Origin of the sequence: Streptomyces sp. V4I23, from assembly GCF_030817975.1 — a bacterium.
Lineage (GTDB): Bacteria > Actinomycetota > Actinomycetes > Streptomycetales > Streptomycetaceae > Streptomyces.
The window spans coordinates 6,246,941-6,263,164 of sequence record NZ_JAUSZW010000004.1; the positions used below are offsets into that span (position 1 = coordinate 6,246,941).

At 72.0% G+C, this 16,224-nt stretch carries 9 protein-coding genes and 1 pseudogene; 6 read left to right on the forward strand and 4 right to left on the reverse strand.

All coding sequences use genetic code 11. The annotated features are described in order from the left end of the window. Positions 1 to 117: 117 nt before the first annotated feature. Both hutU and hutH read right to left on the reverse strand, forming a co-directional pair. A complete protein-coding gene (hutU, locus tag QFZ82_RS30685) occupies positions 118 to 1,785 on the reverse strand; it encodes a urocanate hydratase (protein ID WP_307716224.1) in 1,668 nt (555 codons plus the stop codon). Positions 1,786 to 1,849: 64 nt separating this feature from the next. After that, positions 1,850 to 3,387 (reverse strand): annotated as a pseudogene (gene hutH / locus QFZ82_RS30690) (histidine ammonia-lyase). A 147-nt stretch (positions 3,388 to 3,534) separates the two neighbouring features. Between hutH and QFZ82_RS30695 the strand changes: the two are divergent. The 5 genes from QFZ82_RS30695 to QFZ82_RS30715 all read left to right on the forward strand — a co-directional run bounded on the left by QFZ82_RS30695 (position 3,535) and on the right by QFZ82_RS30715 (position 11,745). Continuing rightward, positions 3,535 to 4,302 carry an IclR family transcriptional regulator gene (locus tag QFZ82_RS30695; protein WP_307716225.1) on the forward strand — a complete coding sequence of 256 codons (768 nt, stop codon included), beginning with the start codon at positions 3,535 to 3,537 and terminating at the stop codon, positions 4,300 to 4,302. Between the two features lie 147 nt (positions 4,303 to 4,449). Next, a complete protein-coding gene (locus tag QFZ82_RS30700; protein WP_307716226.1) occupies positions 4,450 to 5,535 on the forward strand; it encodes a S1 family peptidase in 1,086 nt (361 codons plus the stop codon). 732 nt (positions 5,536 to 6,267) lie between these two features. After that, positions 6,268 to 9,708, forward strand: coding sequence for a DNA polymerase III subunit alpha (locus tag QFZ82_RS30705; RefSeq protein ID WP_307716227.1), 3,441 nt, complete (start codon positions 6,268 to 6,270; stop codon positions 9,706 to 9,708). Beyond that, positions 9,705 to 10,685: a hypothetical protein gene (locus QFZ82_RS30710; RefSeq protein WP_307716228.1), complete on the forward strand. Its 981-nt coding sequence runs from the start codon at positions 9,705 to 9,707 to the stop codon at positions 10,683 to 10,685. The genes QFZ82_RS30705 and QFZ82_RS30710 overlap by 4 nt, the downstream gene beginning before the upstream one ends. Before the next feature lie 190 nt (positions 10,686 to 10,875). After that, on the forward strand, positions 10,876 to 11,745 hold the full coding sequence (locus tag QFZ82_RS30715; RefSeq protein ID WP_307716229.1) for a triacylglycerol lipase: 870 nt from the start codon (positions 10,876 to 10,878) through the stop codon (positions 11,743 to 11,745). A 62-nt stretch (positions 11,746 to 11,807) separates the two neighbouring features. Here QFZ82_RS30715 and QFZ82_RS30720 read toward each other — a convergent pair whose 3' ends face one another. Both QFZ82_RS30720 and QFZ82_RS30725 read right to left on the reverse strand, forming a co-directional pair. Beyond that, complete coding sequence (locus QFZ82_RS30720) at positions 11,808 to 12,821, reverse strand: lytic polysaccharide monooxygenase (RefSeq protein WP_307716230.1); 1,014 nt, start codon at positions 12,819 to 12,821, stop codon at positions 11,808 to 11,810. 294 nt (positions 12,822 to 13,115) lie between these two features. Then, positions 13,116 to 15,026 (reverse strand): TerD family protein, encoded by a 1,911-nt coding sequence (locus QFZ82_RS30725; RefSeq protein WP_307716231.1) that lies wholly within the window; start codon positions 15,024 to 15,026, stop codon positions 13,116 to 13,118. Between the two features lie 544 nt (positions 15,027 to 15,570). Between QFZ82_RS30725 and QFZ82_RS30730 the strand changes: the two genes are divergently transcribed. Next, complete coding sequence (locus QFZ82_RS30730) at positions 15,571 to 16,194, forward strand: hypothetical protein (protein WP_307716232.1); 624 nt, start codon at positions 15,571 to 15,573, stop codon at positions 16,192 to 16,194. The last annotated feature ends 30 nt before the right edge of the window (positions 16,195 to 16,224 follow it).

A 16,224-nucleotide genomic window follows, 5' to 3' on the forward strand; every position in this document is an offset into this window, starting at 1 on the left:
GACCCGTGGGAATTCCGGCGCGGCGGGGGCCGGGCCGCCCCGTCTTCCACTCCCAAGTGAGAATCGGGGCGGGGCCGAGGCGTCTGCAGCGCCGGCCTCGACGGACGGAGGGAGGTGCTACGCGGGGTCGTTCTCCTGCATGGGGATGCGGACGCCCTTGTCGGCGGCGACGGTCTCGGCGATGTCGTAGCCGGCGTCGACGTGGCGGATGACGCCCATGCCCGGGTCGTTGGTCAGCACCCGGCGGACCTTCTCGCCCGCCAGCCTCGTGCCGTCCGCGACCGACACCTGACCCGCGTGGATCGAACGGCCCATGCCCACACCACCACCGTGGTGGATCGACACCCACGACGCACCCGAGGCCACATTCACCATCGCGTTCAGCAACGGCCAGTCCGCGATCGCGTCCGACCCGTCCAGCATCGCCTCCGTCTCCCGGTACGGAGAAGCGACCGAACCACAGTCCAGATGGTCACGACCGATGGCCAGCGGCGCGGCCAGCTCACCGCTCGCCACCATGTCGTTGAACCGCTCACCCGCCCTGTCCCGCTCGCCGTAACCCAGCCAGCAGATCCGCGCCGGCAGGCCCTGGAAGTGGACGCGCTCGCCCGCCATCGTGATCCACCGGCGCAGCGACTCGTTCTCCGGGAAGAGCTCGAGCATCGCCTTGTCGGTTTTGTGGATGTCGGAGGCCTCGCCCGAGAGCGCCGCCCACCGGAAGGGACCCTTGCCCTCGCAGAACAACGGCCGGATGTAGGCGGGCACGAAACCCGGGAACGCGAACGCCCGGTCGTAGCCCGCGAGCTGAGCCTCGCCGCGGATCGAGTTGCCGTAGTCGAAGACCTCGGCGCCCGCGTCCATGAAGCCGACCATCGCCTCCACATGCCGGGCCATGGACTCACGGGCTCGGGTGGTGAACCCGGCCGGGTCCTTCGCCGCGTACGACTGCATGTCGCCGAAGTCGACCCCCACCGGCAGATACGCCAGCGGATCGTGCGCCGACGTCTGGTCCGTCACGATGTCGACGGGCGCGCCCTCGGCCAGCATCCGCGGAAGGAGGTCCGCCGCGTTGCCCAGCAGACCGATGGACAGGGGCCTGCGCTGGTCCCGGGCCTCGACCGCGAGCTGGAGGGCATGCTCCAGGGAGTCCGCCTTCACGTCCAGGTAGCGGTGCTCGATACGGCGCTCGATCGCGCGGGGGTCGCAGTCGATGCAGATCGCCACGCCGTCGTTCATGGTGACGGCGAGCGGCTGGGCGCCGCCCATGCCGCCCAGACCCGCGGTCAGCGTGATCGTCCCCGCCAGCGTCCCGCCGAACTTCTTCGCCGCCACGGCCGCGAACGTCTCGTACGTGCCCTGCAGAATGCCCTGCGTCCCGATGTAGATCCACGAACCGGCCGTCATCTGCCCGTACATGGTCAGCCCCAGCTGCTCCAGACGCCGGAACTCCTCCCAGTTCGCCCAGTCCCCCACCAGGTTCGAGTTCGCGATCAGCACCCGCGGCGCCCACTCGTGCGTCTGCATCACCCCCACCGGACGACCCGACTGCACCAGCATCGTCTCGTCCTGCTTCAACGTCCGCAGCGTGCGCACCATCGCATCGAACGAACGCCAGTCCCGCGCCGCCTTGCCCGTACCGCCGTAGACCACCAGCTTGTCCGGATGCTCCGCCACCTCGGGGTCGAGGTTGTTCTGGAGCATCCGGAGCGCGGCTTCCTGCTGCCAGCCCAGGGTGGTGAGAGTGCCGCCGTGCGCTGCGCGGACGGGGCGTGCGCCTTCCGACATGTTCTTCCTTTCGGTGACGGCCTCGCAGGGCCGTCGTGGGACGGGGCGGGGAACGGACGAGGGGTCAGGCGAGGGGGCCGGTGACGGCCTCGGCGGCGCTCAGTGCGCGGCCGGAGGCGACGCACCGGACGGCCGCCTCGATCTCGGGTGCGAGGTAGCGGTCGGTGCCGGGCCCCGGCACGTCGCGGCGGAGTTCCGCGACGACGGCGGCCGTGGCCGGGGAGGGCGCCAGCGGTGCGCGCAGATCGAGGGCGCGGGCGGCCGTGAGGAGTTCCACCGCGATGACCCGCGTCAGACCGTCGATGGCGCGGCGCAGCTTGCGGGCCGCCGACCAGCCCATCGAGACATGGTCCTCCTGCATGGCGCTGGAGGGGATGGAGTCGACGGACGCGGGCGCGGCCAGCCGCTTGAGTTCCGAGACGATGGCGGCCTGCGTGTACTGGGCGATCATGTGGCCCGAGTCCACGCCGGGGTCGTCGGCGAGGAACGCGTTCAGACCGTGGTTGCGCGCCACATCGAGGAAGCGGTCCGTGCGCCGCTCGGCGACCGAGGCGACGTCGGCGACGGAGATGGCGAGGAAGTCCAGGACACAGGCGACCGGGGCGCCGTGGAAGTTCCCGTTGCTCTCCACCCGCCCGTCGTGGGTCACCACCGGGTTGTCGACGGCGCTCGCCAGCTCGCGGGACGCCACGAGCGCGGCGTAGGCCGTGGTGTCGCGCGCGGCGCCGTGGACCTGTGGGGAGCAGCGCAGCGAGTACGCGTCCTGCACCCGCGTGCACGCGGGACCGCGATGGCTCGCGACGATCGCCGACCCTGCGAGCAGGGCCCGCAGGTTGGCGGCGCTGTCCGCCTGGCCCGGGTGGGGGCGCAGAGCCTGCAGGTCGGCGGCGAAGACGGCGTCGGTGCCGAGCTGGCCCTCGACGCTCATGGCGGCGCCGATGTCCGCGGTGGCGAGCAGCCGGCGCAGGTCGTGGCAGGCCAGGATCAGCATGCCGAGCATGCCGTCCGTGCCGTTGATGAGCGCCAGGCCCTCCTTCTCGTGCAGCGTGACGGGCTCGATGCCGGCCGCGGCCAGCGCCTCGGCCGCGGGGCGCAGGACACCGTCGGCGTCCCGCACGTCGCCCTCGCCCATGACGGCGAGCGCACAGTGGGCGAGGGGAGCCAGGTCGCCGGAGCAGCCGAGGGAGCCGTACTCGTGCACGACGGGGGTGATACCGGCGTTGAGCAGCGCGGCGTACGCCTGCGCGGTTTCCAGCCGGACGCCGGTGCGGCCCGTGGCGAGGGTCGACAGACGGAGCAGCATCAGCGCGCGGACGACCTCGCGCTCGACCTCCGGGCCGGTGCCGGCGGCATGCGAGCGGACGAGGCTGCGCTGAAGCTGTGCGCGCAGCTCGGTGGGGATGTGCCGGGTGGCGAGGGCCCCGAAGCCGGTCGACACCCCGTAGTGCGGGGTCGTGTCACCGGCGAGGGCCTCGATCACCTTGCGGCTGTGGACGATCGCGTCCTGTGCCGCGGGGGACAGGGACACGGGGCCCCGTGGCGGGCGACGGACACCACATCGTCGGCGGACAGCGCGCCGACGTCTACGAGAACATTTGCCATGCCTCCATGAAGCACGAGGTCACAGCGGTGCCACCATGCCCGGCGGTGAGGTTTTGTCTGGTATCCAAGACATCGGGTCTGGTATCCCAGACGGGATCGAGCGCGCCGGGGACGCCCCGTCGGGCCGGGGCGCGGTAGCGTCGCGGCATGTCGATCGTTCCCGCCGCCGCGCAGGTGCTGGCCGTCCTGCGCCACCTCGCCCGGCAGGTCGGTCCGGTGCAGGCGGCGGCCATCAGCCGGGACGTGGGACTGCCCCGTTCGACGACGTATCACCTCCTCGACACGCTCGTACGTGAGGGGTTCGTGGTGCACCTCGCCGAGGAACGCCGTTACGGACTGGGCGTCAGCGCCTTCGAACTCGGCTCCGGCTACAGCCGTCAGGCCCCCTTCCAACGGATGGCCCGGGTGCCGCTGGCCGCGCTGGTCGACCGCACGGGACACAGCGCGCACCTCGCGGTCCTGCACGGCCGCGAGGTCATCTACGTCATCGAGGAACGGGCGCCGGGCCGGGCCCCGTTGGTGACGGAGGTGGGCGTCCGGCTGCCGGCGCACCTGACGGCCAGCGGCCGGGCGATGCTCGCCCGGCTCGCCCAGGCCCAGGTCCGGGCGCTGTTCCCGGACCCGTCCGCCTTCGTGATGCGCAACGAGGCCGGGCCCCGGTCCCTCTCGGCCCTGCGCGCACTCCTGGTCGAGGTGCGGCGCCGGGGCTACGCGACGGAGGAGGGCGAGGTCACGCGGGGCTTCTCCTCGGTCGCCGCGCCCGTGCTCGACCACAGTGCCCATCCCATCGCGGGCGTGGCGGTGACGTTCCCGGCCGACGAGGTGGATGCGGAGCAGCGCGGGCGCATCGCCGAGCAGGTCGCGCGCACGGCCGGTGAGCTGAGCCGGCGAGTGGGCGGGGTACCGCCCCTGTGAAGAGGCTGTGAAATCACGCGAGTTGTCGTGTGCCCGTCCAAGGGTCTGCCTTGTGTGCGAGTGCGACGCCTCGGAATAGTGGGCGCCCCATCCTCCGTGTCCGGGCACCCCACTTGTCCGGGCGCGGCCCCCACAGGAGGTCATGTCGTGAAGCACCGGCATATACCCAGGAGAAAAGCGGCAGTTGCGGGCGGCGCCGTCGTCGCCCTTGTCGCCGCGGCCGTCACGTTCCAGAGTGCGAACGCCAGTGACAGCACCGAGCAGCACGCCCTCAAGTCCCTGACGGCGCCGGCGGCGGGGACGCTCGCCCTCTCGCTGACGGAGGACCTGGGTGCCGACGGCGCCGGGGCCTACTACGACGCCGAGGCCAAGGCTCTCGTGGTGAACGTGGTCTCCGAGGACGCCGCGCAGACCGTGCGCGAGGCGGGCGGAAAGGCCCGGATCGTCGAGAACACGCTCGCCGAACTGACGGGCGCCCGGCAGACGTTGTCCGACAAGGCGCGTATCCCGGGCACCTCCTGGGCGACCGACCCGGTCACGAACAAGCTGGTGGTCACGGCGGACCGTACGGTCGAGGGCGCGGAGCTGACCAAGCTGCAGGAGGTCGTCGAGGGCCTCGGCGCGAGGGCCGAACTCAAGCGGACGGCGGGCGAGTTCAAGCCGTTCGTCGCCGGTGGCGACGCGATCCACTCGGGCGGCGGACGCTGCTCCCTCGGCTTCAACGTCGTCAAGGACGGCGAGCCGCACTTCATCACCGCCGGCCACTGCGGCCAGTCCGGCAGCGAGTGGTCGGACGCGGCGGGCGGCGCGGCCATCGGCACGATGGTCGACTCGCAGTTCCCGGGCAACGACTTCGCGCTGGTGAAGTACAACGGGGACACCGCGCACCCGAGCGAGGTCAACCTCTACAACGGCAGCGCGCAGGCCATCGCCAAGGCGGGTGACGCGACCGTCGGCATGCAGGTACAGCGCAGCGGCTCCACGACGCAGGTCCACGACGGTGAGGTCACCGCACTCGATGCGACCGTGAACTACGGCAACGGCGACATCGTCGAGGGCCTCATCCAGACAACGGTCTGCGCCGAGCCGGGCGACAGCGGCGGTTCGCTCTTCGCGGGCGACACGGCGATCGGTCTGACGTCGGGCGGCAGCGGTGACTGCTCGTCGGGCGGCGAGACGTTCTTCCAGCCGGTGACGGAGGCGCTGTCGACGTTCGGCGCGGAAATCGGCTGACCTCGGTGTGACCAGGGGCCCGGGGGCGCTGCCCCCGGGCCCCTTGCGCTTGAGCCCCACGCCGGCTTCTTGCGCGCGTCGCTCTTGTCGGGGCTCTGCCCCGGGCCCTGCGCCTCAATCGCCGGCGGGGCAGGAAGCGCCCGTCGTCGGGGGCCGCCTGTGTGGCGGCCCCCGGGCTGTTCTGCCCCGGCCCTCGCGGCGCTCTTGTCGGGGCTCTGCCCCGGGCCCTGCGCCTCAATCGCCGGCGGGCTGGGAGTGTCCGTCGTCCGCGTCCGCCTCTCGGGGCTGCCCGGCGTCTCGCACCCGTGTGGTGGCCCCAGGCCTCGCGTCCCCCTTGGCGCGGCTCTGGACCGAGCGCCGCGCCTCAATCGCGCGGCGGAGCTGGGAGTGCCCCTCGGCGGGGACGCACCGACCGGGGCGCCGGCAGTCAGCTGGCCCGCGCGAAGCGCGGTGCCGGGCAGCTGGGGTCCGGGGCGGAGCCCCGGTTCGGGAAGGGGCGGGGTGGGGGAGAGCTCCCGTACCCCTTCGGGCCCGCCGCGCCATCCCCCCGGAAGCGGCCCGACGCCCGACGGAACCCGGTGTTCCCGCAGGTGGGACCGGGTCGAACGGCTGAGGGGCGGCCTGGGGCGGACACGGTCGTCACGTGTCGTACGACTGTCGTACGGGTGTTCGAAATTTGGTCTATGGTGGAAAGGACAGGGGAGGTGAGACAGGCTGATCCAGGAGGTGCGGATGCCGGGCTTCACGCATCTGCACACCGTTTCCGGGTTCTCCGTGCGATACGGGGCCTCCCACCCGGAGCGGCTTGCCGAGTGCGCTGCCGAGCGGGGCATGAACGCCCTCGCGCTGACGGACCGCGACACCCTCGCGGGGACGGTCCGCTTCGCCGAGGCGTGCACCGGCGCGGGCGTACGTCCGCTGTTCGGTGCGGACCTCGCGGTGGGGGAGCGCGAACACCGGGAGGGGCCCGCCGAACGCCGCCGCACACCGGTCCGCGGAGGCGCGTTCATCGACGAATCCGCGCCCCGGACCGTCTTCCTCGCCCGCTCCCGCCAGGGCTGGGCCGACCTGTGCCGGATGATCACCGCCGCCCATGCGGCCGACCGGGAGAGCCCGCTGCTGCCGTGGCAGGACAACCACGGCGACGGACTGACCGTGCTCCTCGGCCCCTCCTCCGAGGCCGGACGCGCTCTCGCCGCCGGCCGGCCCGACCGCGCCGCCGGGCTGCTCGGCCCCTGGCGCGAGCGGTACGGCGACCGGCTGTGCCTGGAGGTCGTCCACCACGGCCGCACCGGCACCGGCCCCGGGTCGCTGCGGCACGCCGCCCGTACCCTCGGCCTCGCCGCCGACCAGGGCGTACGGGCCGTCCTGACCAACGCCGTCCGGTACGCGGACCCCGGCCAGGGCCCGGTCGCCGACGTCCTCGACTCGGCCCGCCGGCTCGTGCCCGTGGACCCGCGCACAGAACTCGACAGCGGCGAACGCTGGCTCAAGGACCCGGCCGCCATGGCCCGTGCCGCCGAGCGGGTCGCCGAGGCGGCCGGCTTCCGGCGTGACACCGCGCACCGGCTGCTCGCCATGACCGAGGAGACGGCCGCAGCCTGCCTGGTCGACCCCGAGGACGACCTGGGGATCGGCAGCGTGCACTTCCCGGAGCCCCGCCTCGTCGGCGCGGAGCACCGCACCGCGCAGCGGGTGCTGGCCTCCCGTGCCGCGGCCGGCATGGTGCTGCGCGGCTACGAGGGCCGGCGCGCCTACTGGGAGCGGATGCACCACGAGCTGGACATCATCGCCCACCACGGATTCGCCTCCTACTTCCTGACCGTCGCCCAGGTGGTCGACGACGTGAAGCGGATGGGTGTCCGGGTCGCCGCGCGCGGCTCCGGGGCCGGGTCCCTCGTCAACCACCTCATCGGCATCGCGCACGCCGACCCGGTCGAGCACGGGCTGCTGATGGAGCGCTTCCTGTCCAAGCGCCGGCGGGTGCTGCCGGACATCGACATCGACGTCGAGTCCGCCCGCCGCCTCGACGTCTACCGCGCGATCATCGGCCGCTTCGGCGAGGAGCGGGTCGCGACCGTCTCCATGCCCGAGACCTACCGGGTGCGCCATGCCGTACGGGACGTGGGCGCGGCCCTGTCGATGGACCCGGCCGAGATCGACCGGATCGCCAAATCCTTCCCGCACATCCGGGCCCGCGACGCGCGCGCCGCGCTCGACGAACTGCCCGAACTCCAGCCGGTCGCGAAGGAGCTGAAGCAGCGCGGACGGCTGTGGGAGCTGGTCGAGGCGCTGGACGCGCTGCCGCGCGGTGTCGCCATGCACCCGTGCGGTGTGCTGCTCTCCGACTCCTCGCTGCTCGCCCGTACCCCCGTGGTGCCCACGAGCGGCGAGGGCTTCCCCATGTCGCAGTTCGACAAGGACGACGTGGAGAGGCTCGGGCTGCTCAAGCTCGACGTCCTCGGCGTGCGGATGCAGTCGGCGATGGCGCACGCGGTCGCCGAGGTGCGCCGGGTCTCGGGGGAGGAGGTCGCTCTCGACTCCCTGCCGCCCGGGGACCCGGACACCTACCGGCTCATCAGGTCCACCGAGACGCTGGGCTGCTTCCAGATCGAGTCCCCGGGCCAGCGCGACCTGGTCGGACGGCTGCAGCCGGAGAACTTCCACGACCTGGTCGTGGACATCTCGCTGTTCCGTCCGGGGCCGGTCGCGGCCGACATGGTCCGGCCGTTCATCGAGGCCCGGCACGGCCGCGCGCCCGTCCGCTACCCGCATCCCGATCTGGAGGGGCCGCTGAAGGAGACGTACGGGGTGGTCGTCTTCCACGAGCAGATCATCGAGATCGTGGACATCATGACCGGCTGCGGCCGGGACGAGGCCGACCGGGTACGGCGCGGGCTCTCCGATCCCGAGTCGCAGGGCAGGATCAAGGTCTGGTTCGCACAGCGCGCCGGGGCCAAGGGGTACGGGCCCGAAGTGGTCGCCCGCACCTGGGAGATCGTCGAGGCGTTCGGCTCGTACGGCTTCTGCAAGGCGCACGCGGTCGCCTTCGCGGTGCCCACGTACCAGTCGGCCTGGCTCAAGGCGCACCACCCGGCGGCCTTCTTCGCCGGGCTGCTCACGCACGACCCCGGGATGTACCCGAAGCGGCTGCTGCTGGCGGACGCGCGGCGGCGCGGGGTGCCCGTGCTGCCGTTGGACGTCAACCGGTCGGGCGCCGCCCATCGAATCGAACTGGTGTCTGGTGGTGAGGGTGGCACGGCGTCCGGGAGGTGGGGCCTGCGGCTCGCCCTCGCGGACGTCCACGGCATCAGCGAGGCCGAGAAGTCCCGCATCGAGTCCGGGCAGCCCTACTCCTCGCTCCTGGACTTCTGGCAGCGCGCCCGCCCCGGCCGGCCCGTCGCCGAACGTCTCGCCCAGGTCGGCGCCCTCGACGCCTTCGGGGCCAACCGCCGTGACCTGCTGCTGCACCTCGCCGAACTCCACCGCGGCGGACGGGGAACGGCGTCGTACGGCAGTCAGCTCCCGCTCGCCCAGGGGCGGGAGACCGCTTCCGTCGGCCTGCCCGACCTCGGTGACGCGGAACGCCTCAGCGCAGAGCTGGGCGTGCTCGGCATGGACGCCTCCCGCCACCTGATGGAGGATCACCACGCCTTCCTGGCCGAGCTGGGCGTGCTCTCCGCGCAGCGGCTGCGCGGCGCACGGCACGGCCAGACGGTGCTCGTCGCGGGCGCCAAGGCGGCCACCCAGACGCCGCCGATCCGGTCCGGCAAGCGGGTCATCTTCACCACGCTCGACGACGGCACCGGCCTGGTCGACCTCGCCTTCTTCGACGACAGCCACGCCGCCTGCGCCCACACCGTCTTCCACTCCTGGCTGCTGCTGGTACGCGGAGTGGTGCAGCGGCGCGGACCGCGCAGCCTCAGCGTGGTGGGCGCGGCGGCCTGGAACCTGGCCGAACTGGCGGAGCTGCGCCGCACCGGCGGCCTCGACGCGGTCGCGGCCCGGCTGGCGGCCCCGGCCGCGCACCCGGACGGCGACGCCGCGGGCGGCCGCCGGATCCAGCTGCCGACGGGCTACGAGATGAACCCGTGGGCCGACCTGCGGCCGGCCGGTGACACGGCCGCCACCGGAAGGAAGCTGTGGCACCAGAGCCCGGGGAGCGCCGGATGATCCTCCACGTACGTTTCCTGCTGCCCCCGGCGTCCGAAGAGGCCGGGGGCGAGGCGATGCTGACCGCCCTGCTCGGGGTGGCAGGGAACATCAGCCCTGTCGTCCAGGCGCTGCCGCCCGACGCCGCGCTCGTCGACGTCCGGGGCGCGGAACGGTACTTCGGCCGGGACACGGCCGAGCTCGCCTCGCTGCTGCGGGTGCGGGCGCTGGCGCACTGCGGGGTGGACTGCGTCATCGGCGCCGGCCCCGGCCCGATGCTCGCCCGGATGGCGGCGCGGGAGGCCGTGCCCGGTACGACCCTGGTGGTGGCGGAGAACGAGACCGCCGCCTTCCTGGCGGACAAGCCGGTCGCCGCGCTCGACGGCGTGGGGCGCGCGACGGCCCGCACCCTGTGCGCCTACGGCCTCGACTCCGCCGGACGCGTCGCCGACGCGCCGCTCGCCGTGATCCAGCGGATCCTGGGCGCGCGGGCGGGCCGTGAGGTGTGGGAGCGGGCGCGCGGCATCGACCGTACGACGGTCGTCCCGGGCGCCCTCTCCTCTTCGGTCGCCGCCGAACGGAGCTTCCCCTTCGACGAGTTGGACCAGACGCAGCACCGCAGGGCGCTGCTCTCGCTCGCCGAGGAGCTCGGCACGCGGATGCGCGGCGAGCACGAGGTGTGCCGTTCCCTGAGCCTCACCGTGCGCTACGCCGACCGGTCCACAACCGTCCGCACCCGCACCCTGCGCGAGCCGACCGCTCACTCCGCGGCACTCACCGGCGCCGCGTACGCCCTGCACGCGTCGCTCGGACTGCAGCGGGCCAGGGTGCGCGGGCTGTCGCTGCGGGCCGAGGGTCTGATGCCGGCCGAACACGCCGCCCGGCAGCTGTCGTTCGACCCGGCCGACGAACGGGCGCGCCGGATCGAGGCCGTGGCGGACCGGGCCCGCGCCAGGTTCGGTCCGAGGGCGGTCCTGCCGGGGTCGCTGGCCGCGTAGGACACCGGGCCGCACAGGCGACGGGCGGCGGTGCTCGGCGGCTACGGACGTGTGGCCGACCGCTATTGACGAAGAGTCAGTCTTTACCGACGCGTCACTTCCCCGTGCGGTTACCCGTCCGTAAGTTGTTGTGTGCACGGCAAGCACATTCAGCCATCGCAACTCCCTTGAGCCGCAAGGAGACCGATCGATGCTGCCTTGGAAACGTGCGCTCCGACCACTGTCAGCCTTCCTGCTGGCCGTCGCCGTCGCTCTCGTCCCCACTGCCACCGCAACCGCCGACATCACCGCCACTGCCCCCACCAGTGGCTGGAACGACGACACCTGCAAGCCCTCCGCCGCCCATCCCCGCCCCGTCGTCCTCGTCCACGGAACCCTCGGCAACTCCGTCGACAACTGGCTCGCCCTCGCCCCGTACCTGGTGAAGCGCGGCTACTGCGTCTTCTCCCTCGACTACGGGCAGCTCCCCGGCGTGCCCTTCTTCCACGGCCTCGGTCCTGTCGACAAGTCGGCAGAGCAACTCGACGCCTACGTCGACCGGGTCCTCGCCGCCACCGGAGCGCCCGAGGCCGACATCGTCGGCCACTCCCAGGGCGGCATGATGCCGCGTTACTACCTCAAGTACCTGGGCGGCGCGGACAAGGTGAACGCCCTCGTCGGCATCGCGCCGAGCAACCACGGCACCACTCTGGGCGGGCTCACCAAGCTCCTGCCGTACTTCCCGGGCGCCGCCGACCTCCTGACCGAGTACACCCCCGCACTCGCCGACCAGGTCGCCGGATCCGCCTTCCTCGCCAAGCTCAACGCGGGCGGCGACACCGTCCCCGGCGTGCGCTACACGGTCATCGCCACCCGCTACGACCAGGTCGTCACGCCCTACGGGTCGCAGTTCCTCAGCGGGCCGAACGTCCGCAACGTCCTGCTCCAGGACCTGTGTCCCGTCGACCTGTCCGAGCACGTCGCGATCGGCGTGTTCGACCTGATCGCCTACCACGAGGTGGCGAACGCCCTCGACCCCGCGCACGCCAAGCCCACCACCTGCGCCTCCGTCTTCGGCTGACCCACGGACGAGGCGGCCGTCCGCTCGCGGGAGCGGACGGCCGCCTCGGGCCTCGGGAAGTGTCAGCGGCTGTGGCGTCCGCCCGACGCCGCGGGCCGGCGGCGGCCCAGCCCGAACAGTGCCGTGGCGCCGACGGCGAGAGCGGCGGCGCCGCCGATCGCGATGTACGTGGTGCTGCTGTCGCCGCCCGTCTCGGCGAGGTTCTCGCCCGCGGGCTGCGGGGCGGCGGACGGCGTACCGGCGCCCTTCGCCTCGGGGGCGTTGTCGGCGGGCTCGGGCGACGGCGCCGCGTCGGGCTTCTCGGCGGGAGCGGCCGCATCCACCGCCTGCGTGTGGTCGTCACCGCCGTGACCGCCGTGGTCCACCGTCGACTTGTCCGCGCCCTGTGCGATCTCCTGGTCCGAGGGCGCGGAGGCGGCCGGCGCGGGAACACCGCCGCTGTCCTTGCCGAACACCACGTCGGAGCACGTGTAGAACGCCTCCGGGGAGTCCGAGCGCTGCCAGATCGAGTAGACCAGGTGCCGTCCCGACCGGTTGGGCACGACGCCGTCGAAGACGTACGCGCCGTTCTCCAGCTTGGGGTTCGTGACCTTCGCGAACGGCTTCTCCTCCAGGTCGGACCACTTCAGCGGCTTCGTCGGGTCGTAGCCGTCCTTCGTCAGGTACAACTCGAAGGATCCCTTGTGCGGAGCGGTCGCCTTGTACCGGAAGGTGTGGTTCCCCGAGGCGAGCGGCGAGGAGGGCCAGTCGGCGCGGGGCAGGTCGAGTCCCTTGTACTTGTCACGGCCCGCGCTGCACAGCTCGCCGTCCGGGATCAGCTGCCGGTGGTTGCCCGCGGCGTTGGCGATGTTGACCTCGTTCCAGTCGTAGAACGCCTGCGTGCCGCTCGCCGCGACCGCCGCCTTGCACGCCTGCGACACCGGACTCTCCGGCCCCTCGGCGAAACAGGCGGACACCCGGCTGACCGGATCCGTCATCGACCCGTGGGCGGCCGCCGGAGCGGCGGCCAGGCCGGCCAGCGCGACCGGGGCGAGACCGAGTGCGGCGACCGTGGCGGCCCTGCGGCGAGCGGTCATGGTGACGTTCTCCTTCGAATGGCGGCGGAGGCGTGAGGGGCGGGGCCCGGCTCGAACCGGCGGTGCGGCCCCCCGTAGGACTACGGCGCCGACTGCTCGAACCGGCCCCGGCGATCAGCAAGCTAGCCCCTGATCACCGCGAAATCGCCTGCTGGGAGCGGGGAATGGCGATCCTTATGCTCTGCTTAAGGTGACGCTAAGAAGGGGCTCAGGAACCGGGCCCCTTCGGCTCGTCTGACCGCTGGGACCGAGGGCGTCGCGTCCGTGCTCGTCCAGTGCCTCCGGCACCGTCGTTCAGTCGGCGATGTCGACCCCGTATCCGCGTACCAGGACATCGAGGCCGTGGTCGTAGCCCTGGCCGACGGCGCGTAGGCGCCAGACCGGGCCCCTGCGGTAGATCTCCGCGAGCAGCATGGTGCGTTCGGTGGTGGCGGCATCCAGGGTGGCCCGGGCAAGGGGGGCCCCGCTGCTGCCGGGAGCCGCGCCGATCTGGATCGCCCCGACCGTCCCGAAGGTGGCGGCGCCGTCGATGGCCGCAGCGACGACGACCTTGTGCGTCGCGGGCGGCAGGGAAGCCAGATCGAGGGCGATGGTCTGTTCGGCCGGGCCGCCGGTCAGCAGCCGCACAGTCCCGGCCGGGCTCTCCGGAGCTCCGTAGAAGACGAAGTCTCCGTCGAAGTTGACCTGTTCGTCCTCGTCGAGGAGGAAGGCGACGACGTCGATCTCGTAGCCGGACTGCGGGGCCCAGCCGGCGGTGACATACCACTCTGGCGCGGGTCTGCCGTGCGGCATGGGCAGGTCGATGACCCCGCCTCTCGGCATCACGTGCGGCTGCTGAAGCCGGAGAGTCGCCTCGGCCGGGGAAGCGGCGGTCGGAGCGGTGAGCCAGGGGAGGTCGTGCACGGGGAGCCCGAGGGCGGTGATGCGGCTCATGCGCCGGTCACCCTCCCCTCCCGGCAGGAGCACGACGTCGGTGACGCTGGCGGACAGGTTGACCGCTGCGGACCCGCCCAGCCCGACGATGCGGGAACGAGTCGCCGCGGCATCGGCATGGGCACCACCGAGCACCAGCACGCGGCGCCCCGCCAGGGGCTTGTCCAAGGTGCCGGCGGAGGGCTCCGCTCGGCGCGGAGCGGGTACTGACACATCGAGGGCGGCAGTAGGGAGGGTTGCTGCTTCGGGAACGGGTGCGGCAGAGGTTGTGGTCGGCACCGGCTCCACGGGTCCGACGACTGGTTCTGCTTCCGGCTCAGCCACTGGGACGACAGCGACGGCCGTCGCCTCATGCGCCGTCCCCGGCCGTACGTCGGCCAACAGCCTTAGGAAGGTGTGCTCGTCGATGACCGGCACGCCTTCGGCGAGCGCGCGTCGGGACTTCGCCGAATCGGACTCCGGTTCATTGGTGACCAGCAGGCTGGTGTGCCGGCTCACGGAGGTCATCATGTTCAGCCCCGTGGCAACCGCCCGCCCGACCAGCTCCGCTCGGGCATGGGCGGTCTCACCGGTGATCGCGACCTTCATCCCCTGCTGGAGAGGTCCGCCGGGAGCCAGCCGTCCCGGATTGCGGTACGCGCAGGGAGTCTTCGGCGGCTTCGGCGTGAACGGGGACTCTGCCCGCGGCGGGCAGGTCACCAGCGGCAGGGGCAGATCGAGCCGCGCTGCCTCGCGCAGTGATGCCCACAGGATCCCGGCCAGCACACGGGTGTCGTCCAGCGCATCGTGAGCACGCTGCTGGGGGACGCCGTAATGGGCGGCGAGGGTGCCGAGCTTCATGTCGTCCGTCGGCGGATCCACCTGGCGATTCAGCGCCAGTGTGCACAGCCGCTGCGACACCGGCAGCCACATCCGCGCACGGGCGAACTCGTAGGCCAGGAAGTCGTAGTCGAACTGGGCGTTGTGGGCGACCAGGACCCGCTCCTGGAGCATCGCTCCGATTCGCCCGGCGACTTGGTCGAAGGTCGGCGCCCCATGCAGTCGCTCGACGGTCAGCCCGTGCACCTCCACCGGCCCCGGATCGCACCCCGGATTGAGCAGTGTCGAGAACTCGCCGGTCTGCTCGCCGTCCGGACCGATCGTGATCACTGCTACGGACAGTACGCGGTCTCGCCGAGCTATGAGCCCCGAGGTCTCCACATCGACCAGGGCCCAGTCGTGGGCGTAGTCGCCCATGAAGGGCACGTCCAAGGAGGTGGAGACAAGACTCATGGTGGCAAGGATGATCTGATATGCGGCCCTCCTTCAACCTGCATGACGATTTGTCATCGTCTGGACCCTCAGTCTTCGTCGTCGCATCGTTCCAAGACCAACCCGATGGATCCATCGCTCAGACCGTTGCTGTCCTCACGGTGCAGATGTCTCCCGTCGGGGACGCCGTCCTTGGCGAGGGTGAGCAGGTGACCGGCCGGCGGCCTGCGCGACACCATCAATCTCCACCGTGACCTGTGTGCTCTCGGCAGGGGCGCTGCCGGGTTCGATGCTCGGGAGAGCTGCCTCGTGCCGCCTGGTGTGGCTCCCTGCTCGCAGAAAGAGCGTGTCCCCGAGAGTCGCAGGCCGGAGTGGACGAGCACGTCGACGTGCGACTGGGCGCGCTCGCAGAGACGGTCACCGGCTGCTGCTGTTCCCACCGTCAACCATGCGGCTCAACCGGGGTCATTCGGACAGCTCATCAGAAGTGGAAGGGATCGGTTGCCCGCAAAGAATGGAACGGTACCCCGGAAGTCTCCGGGGCCAATCGACAAGGGAGCGTTATATGCATGCTCGAGGCAGAGCCGTATCGCCGCCGCTGCGCCGTTCGCGGTGGGCGACGCGGCTGGCAATGGGCGCGGGCACCTCGCTGGCCGCCGTCGCGCTGGTTGGGACGATGGGTGCGGTACCGGCGGCAGCTCAGGGCCTGAGCGCCGAACCTGTGCCGACCTTTGCGTCCACCGGGTTGGAAGCCCTCTACACGACGGCCCCCGAACCCGGCAGGGACAAGGACAGGGACAGGGACAAGGACAAGGACAAGGACAGGCCGGACGACGGTGACGGTGACGGGTGCTTCGAGATCGACACCGTCCGCCAGGAAGCAGCCGGCGGCGGAGCCTTCTACGCGGCGACCAGTGGCGGAATCGCCTACGTCGGAGACGAGCTCACTCCCCTCGGGACCATCGACTGGGACGACCTCTCCGATGAGGGAGGAGACGTACCCGAGGGCGCCTGCGGAGTGTCCATCGACGTCGGCCCCACCGATGGCAATGACATCGTCATCGACGTGATCACCACAGCCGGGACCGTGCACACCATTGTCTGCGAGCGCACTGGGTCGGTGATCGACGAGTGCGGCACGTGGGAGGAGCGCGACGCGCCGACGCCTGGCGCCACGTCGTTTCCGTAAACCTGAAGCTCCCCCCTCAGGAACGTGAGG